The sequence below is a fragment of the Embleya sp. NPDC056575 genome (assembly GCF_042793325.1).
Taxonomy (GTDB): Bacteria; Actinomycetota; Actinomycetes; order Streptomycetales; family Streptomycetaceae; genus Embleya.
The window spans coordinates 86,512-99,060 of record NZ_JBHTVA010000024.1; the positions used below are offsets into that span (position 1 = coordinate 86,512).

The 12,549-nt window shown below is 72.2% G+C and carries 12 protein-coding genes; 6 read left to right on the forward strand and 6 right to left on the reverse strand.

All coding sequences use genetic code 11. From position 1 onward, the window contains the following. Window positions 1-109 precede the first annotated feature (109 nt). Entirely contained in the window at window positions 110-1,399 is a 1,290-nt protein-coding gene (locus tag ACFRCG_RS20450; protein ID WP_380033353.1) for a VWA domain-containing protein, read from the forward strand. A gap of 100 nt (window positions 1,400-1,499) precedes the next feature. On the opposite strand, the gene ACFRCG_RS20455 is transcribed toward ACFRCG_RS20450, so the two are convergent. Then, the gene (locus ACFRCG_RS20455) at window positions 1,500-1,862 is read right to left on the reverse strand and encodes a hypothetical protein (protein ID WP_380033355.1); all 363 of its coding nucleotides are present in this window, start codon (window positions 1,860-1,862) and stop codon (window positions 1,500-1,502) included. A 109-nt stretch (window positions 1,863-1,971) separates the two neighbouring features. Beyond that, window positions 1,972-2,397: a RidA family protein gene (locus ACFRCG_RS20460; protein ID WP_380033357.1), complete on the reverse strand. Its 426-nt coding sequence runs from the start codon at window positions 2,395-2,397 to the stop codon at window positions 1,972-1,974. A gap of 196 nt (window positions 2,398-2,593) precedes the next feature. Here ACFRCG_RS20460 and ACFRCG_RS20465 point away from each other — a divergent pair, with 196 nt between their 5' ends. After that, window positions 2,594-4,918, forward strand: a complete 2,325-nt coding sequence (locus ACFRCG_RS20465; protein ID WP_380033358.1) for a germacradienol/geosmin synthase — start codon at window positions 2,594-2,596, stop codon at window positions 4,916-4,918. Window positions 4,919-4,940: 22 nt separating this feature from the next. On the opposite strand, the gene ACFRCG_RS20470 is transcribed toward ACFRCG_RS20465, so the two are convergent. Genes ACFRCG_RS20470 through ACFRCG_RS20485 form a run of 4 tightly spaced genes read right to left on the reverse strand, consistent with a single transcriptional unit; the run spans window position 4,941 to window position 9,082 of the window. Further along, on the reverse strand, window positions 4,941-5,558 hold the full coding sequence (locus tag ACFRCG_RS20470; protein WP_078974303.1) for an ATP/GTP-binding protein: 618 nt from the start codon (window positions 5,556-5,558) through the stop codon (window positions 4,941-4,943). Then, window positions 5,539-5,973, reverse strand: coding sequence for a DUF742 domain-containing protein (locus ACFRCG_RS20475; RefSeq protein ID WP_380001206.1), 435 nt, complete (start codon window positions 5,971-5,973; stop codon window positions 5,539-5,541). Before ACFRCG_RS20475 ends, ACFRCG_RS20470 begins: the two co-directional genes overlap by 20 nt. Beyond that, window positions 5,970-6,428, reverse strand: coding sequence for a roadblock/LC7 domain-containing protein (locus ACFRCG_RS20480; protein ID WP_380033360.1), 459 nt, complete (start codon window positions 6,426-6,428; stop codon window positions 5,970-5,972). The genes ACFRCG_RS20475 and ACFRCG_RS20480 overlap by 4 nt, the downstream gene beginning before the upstream one ends. Further along, window positions 6,425-9,082, reverse strand: coding sequence for a nitrate- and nitrite sensing domain-containing protein (locus tag ACFRCG_RS20485; protein WP_380033362.1), 2,658 nt, complete (start codon window positions 9,080-9,082; stop codon window positions 6,425-6,427). Before ACFRCG_RS20485 ends, ACFRCG_RS20480 begins: the two co-directional genes overlap by 4 nt. A gap of 213 nt (window positions 9,083-9,295) precedes the next feature. Between ACFRCG_RS20485 and ACFRCG_RS20490 the strand changes: the two genes are divergently transcribed. The 4 genes from ACFRCG_RS20490 (at window position 9,296) to ACFRCG_RS20505 (ending at window position 12,425) form a co-directional block, all read left to right on the forward strand. Continuing rightward, window positions 9,296-10,507, forward strand: a complete 1,212-nt coding sequence (locus ACFRCG_RS20490; RefSeq protein WP_380033364.1) for a helix-turn-helix domain-containing protein — start codon at window positions 9,296-9,298, stop codon at window positions 10,505-10,507. Beyond that, the gene (locus ACFRCG_RS20495) at window positions 10,495-10,755 is read left to right on the forward strand and encodes a hypothetical protein (RefSeq protein WP_380033366.1); all 261 of its coding nucleotides are present in this window, start codon (window positions 10,495-10,497) and stop codon (window positions 10,753-10,755) included. Before ACFRCG_RS20490 ends, ACFRCG_RS20495 begins: the two co-directional genes overlap by 13 nt. Window positions 10,756-10,869: 114 nt before the next feature. After that, window positions 10,870-11,232, forward strand: a complete 363-nt coding sequence (locus ACFRCG_RS20500; RefSeq protein WP_380033367.1) for a DUF2203 domain-containing protein — start codon at window positions 10,870-10,872, stop codon at window positions 11,230-11,232. Between the two features lie 107 nt (window positions 11,233-11,339). Then, window positions 11,340-12,425, forward strand: coding sequence for a WD40/YVTN/BNR-like repeat-containing protein (locus ACFRCG_RS20505; RefSeq protein ID WP_380033369.1), 1,086 nt, complete (start codon window positions 11,340-11,342; stop codon window positions 12,423-12,425). Window positions 12,426-12,549: the final 124 nt, after the last annotated feature.

Genomic DNA, 12,549 nt, shown 5'->3' on the forward strand with positions numbered 1-12,549 from the left:
CGGGTGTCGTACGCGCGGGTCGGCCGCCGGGCGGCCGGCGCCATGACTAGCCTTACGTAACCGTCCTGATGATCGGGGCGGCGTCCCTCACACAGGTAAGGATTCGCCGATGGGTTTGAGGAGTCTGCTGCGCAACGTCTTTCGTTCGCGGGCGTCCCGCGAGACGGCGGAGACACCCGGGGCGACGGACGCGGTCGTGGAGCCGGCGGCACGCCCCGCACCGGAGCCGGCCACGGCGGTCGAGGCGAGCACGACAGCGGAGGCGAACCACACGTCGGACGCGCCGATCACGCCTGAGCCGGAGGTCGTCCCGGAACCGCCGGCCCTGACGAAACCGGAACCGGAGCCCGAGCCGGAGCCCGTGCGGGTACCCGAGCCCGAGCCGGTACACGTGCCCGAGCCCGAGCCCGTCGTCGCCGAGTCGGGGGTCGTTCCCGAGTCGGTGGTCATCCCCGAGTCCCGGGCGGAGTCGGTCGCCGCCGAGGCCGCCCCGATGTCGATCCCCGTGCCGGCACAGTCGATCACGACCCGTGACGAGGCGGAGCCGGCCGAGGCCGAGGTGGTCGTCACGCCGACCGCCGAGGTCGAGTCCGCGGCCCCGGAGTCCGAGGCGCCCGCCGCCGAGACCGAGCCGACCCCGGCCGCGACGCCCACCGCCGTCGCCCCCGTCCCGTCCGCCCGCGCCGAGGAGCCCGCGCCCGCGACCTCGGGCCGCGCCGAGGCCGCCGCCGCGGCCGTGGCCAAGTGCGGCCTCACCGGCCGCAGCGTCGTGGTCTACCTCGTCCTGGACCGCTCCGGCTCGATGCGCTCCTACTACAAGGACGGCACCGTCCAGCACCTGGCCGACCAGACGCTGGCACTGTCCGGGCAACTGGGCGAGGCCGTCGTCCCGATGGTGTTCTTCTCCACCGACATCGACGGCGTCGCCGACCTCGACCCCGGCAACCACGTGGGCCGGATCGAGGAACTGCACGGCTCCTACGGCCACATGGGCCGGACCAACTACCACTGGGCGATCGCCCGGGTGGTCGAGCACTACCGCGCGTCCGGCAGCACCGACCCGGCCCTGGTGATCTTCCAGACCGACGGCGCGCCGACGAGCCGGCCGGCCGCCGCGAAGGCGCTGTGCGACGCGGCCGGGCTGCCGATCTTCTGGCAGTTCCTCGGGTTCGGCGACCCCGAGTCCAAGGGCTTCGACTTCCTGCGCAAGCTGGACGAACTCACCGTGCCGGAGCAGCGCGTGGTGGACAACGCGGGCTTCTTCCACGCCGGGCAGGATCCGCGGTCGCTCCGTGACGCGGAGCTGTACGACCAACTCCTCCTGGAATTCCCGGAATGGCTGAACGAGGCGATCGCGGCCGGCGTCCTGGCCGCGGAGCCGGTGGACGCGCTGGTCTAGCCGCGCCTCGTCCGGGCGTATCCCCGAGCACGCCCGACGGTCGGCCCAACGGTCGGCCGTCGGGCGTTTTTGATGGCCCGTCAGGACCCGGAGCGCGTCGTCACGCGGAGCCGTCGGGGGCCTCCAGGGCCCGTACGGCCCGGGCGATGTCGTCCTCCGTCGCCTCCGAGAGCACGACCTCCACATCGCCCCGGCGCACCACGATGTCCGGGCCGCCGGCGCCGGTGATCGGTGCGCGCGAGCGGCGCCAGCCGGCGATCGCCACCAGCAGACCGGACAGGCCGATGCCGTTGCTCAGCACGACGTTGACCACGTCGAGGGTGGCGCCCATGGTGCCGGTCGCGTCGTCCTCGGCGTAGCTGGTCACCGCGCCGCCGCGGAGGTCGGGGTCTATGGCCAACCACCGCTGCAACGCCGCTACTTCGATGCCTTCGTCGCCGACCACGCTCACCTGCACGAGCACTTGGCGCCACCCTTCGGGAACCGTCGGGAGCCCGCGCGCACGGCGGGCCGACCTGCCCGGCCATGATGCCGGCATCGATTCGCGCCCGGACGCGGGCCGGCGCCGAGCCCTATTCGGCGGCCGGTTCGGGCTCGGGAAGCACCGCGAACGCCTCGATCTCCAGCAGCAGATCCGGCCGGACCAGGGCCGCGACCTGCATCGCCGAACTCGCGGGCAGCCGCTCCGGGTCGATGTACGCGTCCCGGGCCGCCCGGACGGCCGGCAGGTCGGCGATGTCGGTGAGGAAGTAGGTCAGTTTGATTACCTCGTCGAAGGTCGCGCCCACCGCCGCCAGGCAGCGGCGCAGGTTCTCGAACACCTGGCGGGCCTGCGCGCCCGGGTCGTCCGCGCCGACCAGCTCGCCGTGTTCGTCCAGGGCGATCTGTCCGGAGATCGCGACCACTCGGCCGGTGCCGATGACCACGTTGGTGTACCCCCGACCCGGCGCGACGCCCTCGGGCGCGGGAATGCGGGTGAGCCGCTGCGATGTCGTCATGCGCCCATCCTCACCCGCCGCGCCGCGCGCCCGCCACGCGCCCCCGCGGCCCCGGAGGGCGCGCCCTATGCCTGCCGGTGAAGATCGTCAATCCTGTGCCGGCCCGGTTTCACCTGATCGAGCGAGAACCGGTGCGACGAAGGCCCGTTCGACCGCGCGCGACCCTACGGTGTGCCCTGGCGAAAGGGGCGCATCGATGTCACAACCCTTCGAACTCCCGGAGTTCTACGTGCCGTACCCGGCACGACTGAATCCGCATCTCGACGGCGCGCGCCTGCACTCCAAGGCGTGGGCCCGCAGGATGCGGATGATCGAGGGCTCGAACATCTGGGACGAGCGCGACTTCGACTCGCACGACTACGCGCTGCTGTGCGCGTACACCCATCCCGACTGTGGTGGCCCGCAACTCGACCTGGTCACCGACTGGTACGTCTGGGTCTTCTTCTTCGACGACCACTTCCTGGACGTGTTCAAGCGCACCCACGACATGGCCGGCGCCAAGGCATACCTGGAACGGCTGCGCGCGTTCATGCCGGTCGACCCGGGCACGCCGATCCCCGAGCCGATCAACCAGGTCGAGGAGGGCCTGGCCGACCTGTGGGCGCGCACCGTGCCGAGCATGTCGCGGGCCTGGCGCGAGCGATTCGCCGCGAGCACGCGGGCGCTGCTCGAGGAGTCGTTGTGGGAACTGGCCAACATCAACGAGGGACGGGTGGCCAACCCGGTCGAATACATCGAGATGCGCCGCAAGGTGGGCGGCGCGCCGTGGTCGGCCAACCTGGTGGAATACGCCGCGAACGCCGAGGTGCCCGCCGTGATCGCCGCGAGCCGGCCGATGCGGGTGCTCAAGGACACCTTCGCCGACGCCGTGCACCTGCGCAACGACCTGTTCTCCTACCAGCGCGAGGTGGAGAACGAGGGCGAGAACGCCAACGCGGTCCTGGTCTTCGAGAAGTTCCTCGGCTGCGCCACCCAGGAGGCGGCCGACGCGGTCAACGAACTGCTCACCTCGCGCCTGCACCAGTTCGAGCACACCACCTTCACCGAACTCCCGCCGCTGTTCGCCGAATACGGCCTGGACCCGCGGTCCCGCATCGATGTGATGGCCTACGTCAAGGGCCTCCAGGACTGGCAGTCCGGCGGCCACGAGTGGCACATGCGCTCCAGCCGTTACATGAACGGCGCCACCGAGGTGGGCGGCACCCTCACGGTCCCCGGGGTCCTGGCCGGCCCGCAGGGCATCGGCACCTCGGCGGCTCGCATGCTGCCGGGCCTGGTGGCCGGACTGAACAGCGCCCTGCGCGGCCACACACACGTGCCGTTCCAGCCGGTCGCACCGTACGAGATCCCGGACTTCCACATCCCGTTCGAGCCGCGCCTGAACCCGCACCTGGACGGCGCCCGGGACAACCTCGTCGAGTGGAGTCGGCGCACGGGCATCCTCGACGAGGGCGTCTGGGACGAGCGGGCACTGCGCGACTTCGACCTGGCGCTGTGCGCGGCGGGCATCGCGCCGGCCGCCTCGCCGGAGCAACTGGACCTCGGTGCCCAGTGGTTGGCGTGGGGGACCTACGGCGACGACTACTACCCGATCGTCTTCGGGCGCTCGCACGACCAGGCCGGCGCCAAGGCCTACACCGAGCGGTTGAAGACCCTGATGCCGGTCGACGGCGAGGCCGCGCCCGCGCCGACGGACGCGATCGAACGCGGCCTGGTCGACCTGTGGACACGCACGGCGGGCCCGATGCCGCCGGCGTCGCGACGCAGGTTCCGGTGTGCCGTCGACGACATGCTGGACAGTTGGTTGTGGGAGTTGGCCAACGCCGCGCAGAACCGCATCCCGGATCCGGTCGACTACATCGAGATGCGTCGCCGTACGTTCGGCTCCGACCTGACCAAGAGCCTGTCCCGGCTGACCCACGGCGACGTGGTGCCCGAACAGGCCTACCGCTCACGGGCGATGCAGGCGATGGAGAACTCGGCGGCCGACTTCGGCTGGATGATCAACGACGTGTTCTCCTACCGCAAGGAGATCGAGGTCGAGGGGGAGCTGCACAACCTGCTCCTGGTCGTGCAGAACTTCTTCGGCTGCGACTTCGACCACGCGCTGGCCATCGTGAACGACCTGATGACGTCCCGGATGCGCGAGTTCGAGCGGGTGGTGGCGACCGAACTCCCCGCCATGTACCGGGACCTGGAATTGAGTGCGGCGGCCAGGGAAGCGCTGGACGGCTACGCGGCGGCGCTCGGCGACTGGAACGCGGCGATCCTGAAGTGGCATCGGGAGTGCAGGCGCTACGCCGACCCCAGGTCGCCGGTGCCGTTCCCGCAGCAGGTCGGGAAGCGGTTCGCGCCGCCCGCACCGCGACCGGGCGTCGGCGCGATCGCACAGGGCGCGCGGTCGGGCGCGGCCCGGGCGCCGGTCGAGCCGGCCGCGGTACCCCGGGTGTGCTACGGGCCCAAGGGGCTGGGTACTTCGGCCGCCCGACCGGTCGTCCGCGTCGGGGTCACGGTGCACTGACCCCGACGCGATCGATCGGATCTCACACGCCGGCCGCGCCGGCCGGTGCCCGACCGGCGCCGGCCGACACCGGAACGCCGAGGAGGTGGTCGACGAGCGCGAGCAGTACGTCGCGCCCCGACCCGCGCGTACGCACGTCGCACGGCACGATCGGCACCTCGGGGTCGAGGTCGAGCGCGTCGCGGACCTCGTCGACGGTGTACTCCACCGCCTCGTCGAAGCGGTTGATCGCGACCACGAAGGGGATACCGCGCCGCTCGAAGAAGTCGATGCTGCCGAAACCGGCCTCCAGGCGGCGGGTGTCCACCAGTACGATCGCGCCCAGCGCGCCGATCGCCAGGTCGTGCCACAACGACCAGAACCGTTCCTGACCGGGGGCACCGAACAGGTACAGCACCAGTTCCTCGGACAGGGTGATGCGGCCGAAGTCGAGCGCGACCGTGGTGCGCGACTTGGCCTCGATGCCGACGGTGTCGTCGACGCCGACGCCGACCTCGGTCATCATCTCCTCGGTGTGCAGCGGCGGAACCTCGCTGACCGTGCCGACCAGCGTGGTCTTGCCGACCCCGAATCCGCCCGCGATCAGGATCTTGACCGCCGCCGCGCGCTCGGGCAGCCGGTCAGAGCCGAAGGAGACCATCACGTACCTTTTTCAGCAGGGCGGTATCGGGAGTGCGGGCCAAGGCCAGCGGGGCGCGCACGGTCACCAGGCCGTCGCGGAGCAGGTCGTCGACGAGCACCTTGGTGATGCTCACCGGCAGATCGATCAGGGCCGCCACCTCGGCGACGGCCTGCGGTTCCCGGCACAACTCCAGGATCCGCTGATGCTCGGGTTGGCGGCCGCGCCCGTCGCGGGGCTTGCGCCGCGGCCCCGGGGACGACTCGTCGGCCCCGGGGGACCGGACCGCGGGCTCGTCCGGGTCGACCGTGGTCACCAGGGTGATCAGGGTCAGGTCCGCGTCGCGCACCGCCTTGGTCCGCCCCCGGGTGAGCGTGTACGGGCGCACCACCGGGCTCGCGTCCTCGTCCCAGGACTGATCCCACCCGGATCTCACGCTCGACCACCGGATCGAGTGCCGCCCTCGTCACCGCGTGGCCGGGTGCCGAGGTATTCACCGACCTTCTTCACCAACATGTTCATCTCGAACGCGACCACGCCCACGTCCGCGCTCTGTTCGGCCAGCACGGCCAGATGCGCGCCGGTGCCCGCGGCGGTGAGGAAGAGGAAGGCGTCGTCCATCTCGACCAGCGTCTGGCGCACCGAACCCCCCGCGAAACCCCGGCCGATGCTGCGGGCCAGGCTCTGCAGGCCGGCCGCCGCGGCGGCCAACTGCTCGGCGTCGTCGCGCGGGATGGTCTCGGACCGGCTCATCAGCAGGCCGTCCTCGGACAGCACGATCGCGTGCCGCGTCTGGTGGACGCGCTTGACCAGGTCGGTCAACAACCAGTCCAGGCGGCTGTCGGTCGCGGTGGTGGCCATGCCGCCGGCGAGATCGTGCGTGTTCGTCATGACGGTTCCCCAGGGTGCGTGGTGCTTCCGGCGACGGGGCGCGTGCCCGGAGCGGGCTCGGTCCCGGTTCCGGGTTCGGTCGCGATCGCGGACTCGTCGTCGGCCGCGGTCGGTTCGGATGCCTCGCGCGCACGTTGGCTCGCGAATCGGAACGAGGACAAGGTAGCCGCAGCTTCCCGCGGTGAGGAGGGCTTCGCCTCGGTTCGCGCCCCTCCCTCGCTCGTGGTGGCGGTCTCGGTACGCAGCGGCATCGGCAGGTTGCGCTGGCGCACCCGGCGGGGCAGCGCGCGGCGGCCGTCGGGGGTGGTCTCCTCGACGGCGGGCGCGGTCGTGGGTGTGGTCGCCGCGCGTGCGTGCCTCGGAGACGGAGCCGGGGCCGGCTCCGGGGAGGCGACCGGACCGGGATCGGTGCCGGTCGGCGCGGTCGGGCGTACCCACACGTCGGGTTCGGCGGGTGCGGGCTCGGTGTGTTCGGCCGGCATCGGGACCCGGTCCAGCGAGCGCACCACCGGCTCGGGGTGCGGCCGACCCGGCGACTCCGGTACGGAATCGGGGCCTTCGTTCGCCTCGTGCGTCGAGGCGGGGTCCGGCTCCGGAGCCGGTTGTACCGCCCCGATCGCCGTCGCCGCCTCGAACGGCCCCGCCGCGCGGTCCGGTTCGTCGGGGACGCCGCTCTCGCGGGTGATCAGCTCGTCGGGCACGAACACGATGGCCAGCGTGCCGCCGTACGGCGACGGTCGCAACGTCACGCCGACGCCCAACCGGTCCGCCAGCTGCGCGACCACGAACAGGCCCATCCGCACGTCGTCGGCGAGCGCGATCACGTCGAACGTGGTCGGCACCGCCAACTGCCGGTTGGCCGCCTCGTATTCCGTCTCGGACATGCCCAGGCCGCGGTCCTCGATCTCGATGACCAACCCCTTGGCCACCGCCGCCGCGCGCACATGCACCGGCGTGTCCGGCGGCGAGAACATCGTGGCGTTCTCCACGAGTTCGGCCAGCAGGTGGATCACCCCGCCCACGGCCGGCCCGGACAGCAGCACGTCCGGATCCGAGTACACCTCGACCCGGTGGTAGTCCTCCACCTCGCCGACCGCGCCGCGCACCACGTCCACGATGCGGACCGGGCGACTCCAGCGTCGGCCCGGTCGGTTGCCGGTGAGCACCACGAGGTTCTCCTCGTATCGCCGCAGTCGGGTGGCCAGATGGTCGATGGTGAACAACTCGCGCAGCAGCTCCGGATCCTGGTGCCGGCGCTCCATCGTGTCCAACTCGCCGATCTGACGGTTCACCAGCGATTGGGTGCGCAACGCCGTGTTGACGAAGACCTTCGCGAAACCCTCGCGCTGTCGGGCCAGTTGTACCGCGCCGTCCAGCGCCGCGCGCTGCGCGGAGTTGAACGCGGAGGCGACCTGGCCGATCTCGTCCCGACCCGCCTCCACGTCCGGCGCCTCGACCGCGAGGTCGACCCGCTCGCCGCGTTGCAGTCGCTCGATGACCATCGGCAGCCGGTGTGTGCCCAGTTCCACCGTCGCGTCGCGCAGCAGGAACAACCGCCGCCGCACCGCCCGGGTGATCCGCCAGCACAACACGCCGCCGATCAGCACGAAGGCGAGGCCGATCGCGCTGAGCAGGTACACCTGGTTCCAGGTGTCCGAGGTGGCGTCGTCGCCGGCCGCGAACACCTGGTCCACACGGGCGAAGTCGAAGGCCGACGCCGGCTCGGCGAGTCGGTCGAGAACGCTGCGCCAGCTGGCCAGTTCGGCCGGGATCGGGATACCGCTGCCGGTGGCGCGCGCCTCACGCGGCGCGTCGACCGTCGCGATGATCGCGTTCTCCATCGAGACCAGGTCGTGCCAGGCCGGCGTCTGGGTCAGCGCCAGATAGCCGGCCCGTGACGCCGGCGGCAGGAAGGGCTCGATCTCGTCCTCGATCGAGTGCCGACGCACACCCACGTTCTGTACGAACGCGGCGTAGTCCGGCTGGCTCAGCCGCCCGGCGGGCAACGAGAACGACACCAGCGTGTCCTCCTGCGCCAGCGCCTCCCCGGCGCGGAACTGGATGACGAGGAACTGCCCGGCGTAGGTGACGTCGGTGTCCGAGGTCTCGGCCAGCGCCTGGACCACCGAGATCTGATCGGCGATCTGGCTCGTATAGAACTTGATCCAGCGGTCCCGGCCGATCGCGCCGATGGAGTCCACCTGGCGACGCGCGTCGGGAAGTTGCGCCAACTCCGCGGCCACCTCGCGGGCGCGGCGCACCGCGTTGCCCGGGGTCTCGCGCGCGCCGCTCTTGGCGAAGGCGACGAACTGCTTCACGGCCTCGTCGGTCTTGACCCGCTGCCCGCGCAGCGCGTCGGCCGCGGCGGGCGTGGGCTTGGCCATCCAGGTCGCCGTCAGCCGCCGTTCGGCCTGGAGCGAGATCATCGTGTTGTAGCTGGGCGTGCCCGCCCGTTCGGCCACGGAGACCTCGTTGTCCAAACCGCTCGCGTGATCCGCGAGCCGATAGGTCGCGATCGCCCACAGGGCGACCATCGACACCAGCGGCACCACGGTCAGCAGGACCAGCAGGGTCCGAATGGTGAAGGTCCGACGCGGCCGCGAGCGAGCCGCCCCGGTCCGGTCGGCCCGAGGGGCGCGCATCAGTTTTCTCATCGACTCTCCCGCAAGGGCAACCGGGCCCGAAATTGCGGTTGCCGCGACCCGGCCGAAGGTACCGGTGAGGCACCCGACACAATCCACGCAGTGTGCGTGGGGAACTTCCTACCCGTGCGTCACATACAGCGCACAAGCGGCGAGCGGCGGAGCGAATTCCGCACATAGGTTACCGAACACGCATTCGGCGCTACCCAAAGGAGTGGGTACGGCATGCACACCGTGGGTGGGATCGGCCGGCAGATCGCGTACTGGCGCACGCGCAGGGGCCTGACGCAGGCCGAATTCGCGCGTCTGATGGGCCGATCGGTGCGCTGGGTCGAGGACGTGGAGGCCGGCCACCGGCAGGCCGACCCGCGGCTGTCGGTACTCGCGCGGGCGGCGGCCGTCCTGCGTATCGGAATCGACCGCCTGCTGCCTCCCGAGCCGAACCGGGAGGGCGTCGACCACGATCCGCTCGCGGCGGTCCGGGCCGCGCTGCGCCGGGCGGACTTCGCGCCGACCGCGGGCGCCCCCGTCGAGCCGCCCGATCTCGGGGTTTTGCGGCGGGAGTTGGCGTACGGGTGGACCGCGTACGCCGCGGCCGACTACCTGTGCCTGGATCGGGTGGTGCCGCCGATCCTGGTGGGAACCGGGGCCGCGACGGCCGCGCCCGTCGGAGAGGGGGCGGCGGACCCGCTCGCGCCGATGGTGGTGCGCGCCGGCGCGCTGACCCTGGCCGCCGCCGCGGCGCAGGTGTTCGGCGACGCCGACCTGGCCTGGCGCGCCGCCGACCGGGCGGTCACCGCGGCCGGGCGCGGCGGCGACGCGGTGGTGCTCGCGCGCGCCGCCGATCGGCTGACCGCGGCCATGGTCGGGCACGAAGGGGCCGGGGCCGCCGCCGAGTTCGCTCTCGAGGTGGAGGCGGAGTTGGCCGCCGCGTTGGGCCCGCGCGGCGCGGCCGGGCGGGCGGCGCTGCGTACCCTGCGGTTGGGCGCCGCGTTGGCCACCGCGCGGCTCGGCGATCGTTCGGGCACGCGCGACCTCCTCGACGCGGCGGAGCGGATCGATCCCGGCGCGATCCAGGTGCCACTGTGCCGGGTCACCGCGCAGGTGCTGCTCGGCGAGTACGGGCGGGCCGTCGACGGTCGGCTGGACCCGGCCGCGCTCGCCGTGCTGCCGCGCGGCAGGCAGGCCCGGCACCTGATCGACCTCGCCCGGGCCCTGGCCGCGCTGGGTCGGCGCGGCGAGGCGGTCACCGCGCTGCTGGACGCCGAGGTCACGGCGGCCCAGGAGATCCGCTGCCGGCCGATCAACCGGACCTTCGTGCAGGAGATCCTGCGCCTGGACTCCTCGGTGGACGGCGACGAGGCCCGATTGCGCGCGCTGGCCGCCCGCTGTGCGGGACAGGGGTCGACCCGGTCGGAACGGGCATGGATCATGTAGGGGTGGTCCGGGTCGCCCGGCCGCCGATCCACTCCTCGGGAGCCGCCGTGATCACCGTCATGCTCGTCGCCGACCTGCTCCTCGTCGTCGGTGTGTTGATCGTCTTCCTCGCCCTGCGCGATCGCGCGCGCACCCGGACCGCGACGCACGACGGTCTGCGCATCGAGCGGGACAACACGACGCGCGCCGAAGCCGCCGGCGGCGTCCTCGGCGTGCACACCAACCACGGTTCCTGGCCGGGCGTCTAGCCTCGGTCCGGATGGAACGGCGGGGCGCGCGGCGCGTGGGCCGAACCTCCCATCGCGCCGATCGGTGACCCGGCGCCGACGCCGCTCCCCGGCGGGCATGGGAGGCTGTGCGCCATGGGTCTGTTCACGGTGGACGAGGCACGCGCGGAGTTGGCCCGGCTGATGCCGGTGCTCGACGAACTGATCGTGGTACGCGCGGACGCGGCGGAGTTGGCCGCGGCGCTGGAGCCGGGCGGGACCCGTACCGAACTGGGCGGTCTGCCGGAGCTCAAGGGCACGCAGGCGCGGCTCGACGACCTGATGACCCGGATTCAGCAGACCGGCGCGGAGCTCAAGGGCTTCGCGCCGCTGCTCGTCGACTTCCCCGCCGACCTGGACGGCGTACCGGTGTTGTTGTGCTGGTTGGAGGGGGACCGGGAACTGGCTTGGTACCACCGCACCGACCTGGGCTTCGCGGGCCGGCGCCCGCTGCCGTAGTGCGGCGCTCGGGTGGGGCAATCAGGCCGACAAGAGCGTCGAATCGGGCGAATGTCACCGGTGGCGCGTAGCGTTTCCCACCTGGGAAGCGCTGCCTGGAGGTCATCGTGACGAAGTCCGTCCTGCTCGCCGTCGGCACCCGCAAGGGCTTGTGGCTCGGTCGCTCACACGGCGCCGAGCCCTGGGAGTTCACCGGGCCGCACCATCCGATGACCGGCGTCTACTCGGTCGCGATCGATACGCGGGGGCCGGTGCCCCGGGTGATGGCGGGCGTGGTGAACGAGCACTTCGGCCCGGTCGTGGTCACCAGCGACGACCTCGGCGCGACCTGGCGCGAGCCGGACCTGGGGCGGGTCGGCTTCCCGGCCGACGCCGGCGCGTCGGTCGAGCGGGTGTGGCAACTGGTGCCGGGGGCGAGTTCCGAGCCCGACGTGGTCTACGCCGGCGTGGAGCCGTCCGCGCTGTTCCGCTCCGCGGACGGTGGGCGCTCCTTCGAACTGGTCCGCGCGTTGTGGGACCACCCGCACCGTCCGCACTGGGGGGCCGGCTTCGGCGGTCAGGCGATCCACACCGTGCTGCCGCACCCCACCGACCCGCGCCGGATCGTGGTGGCGATGTCCACCGGCGGGGTCTACGTCACCGAGGACGGCGGGGCCAGTTGGCATCCGTCCAACACCGGGATCCACGTCAGCTTCCAGCCGGACGAGTATCCGGAATACGGCCAGTGCGTCCACAAGGTGGCCCGGCATCCGGAGCGGCCCGACCGGCTGTTCCTGCAGAACCACCACGGGGTCTACCGCAGCGACGACGCGGGCGCGACGTGGCGGTCGATCGCCGAGGGCCTGCCCGCCGACTTCGGCTTCACGATCGTGGTGCACCCGCGCCGACCGGACACCGTGTATGTGGTCCCGCTCACCGCCGACGCGATGCGCTTCCCGATCGACGGGCGCTGTCGGGTCTATCGCAGCGACGACGCCGGCGAGATGTGGACCGCGTTGTCCGACGGCCTGCCCGACGGGTTCTGGACGGCGGTCCTGCGCGACGCGATGTGCGCCGACGACGCCGACGTCACCAGCCTGTACTTCGGCTCGCGCAGCGGCGAGATCTACCGGGGGCACCACGGCGGCGAGCACTGGGAGCGCATCGCCCAGCACCTGCCCGACGTACTGTCGTTGCGCGCCGCGGTGGTTTAGCGCCGTCGTGCTCGCGCTGCGTGACGGCGGGGTTCGCACACGTTCACGCGCCCGCAACCCGGCCTTGGCACTGTGCTCACGTCGGGCTGAGAGGGTCGGGACGTCCGCGCTCCACGCAGCGAAA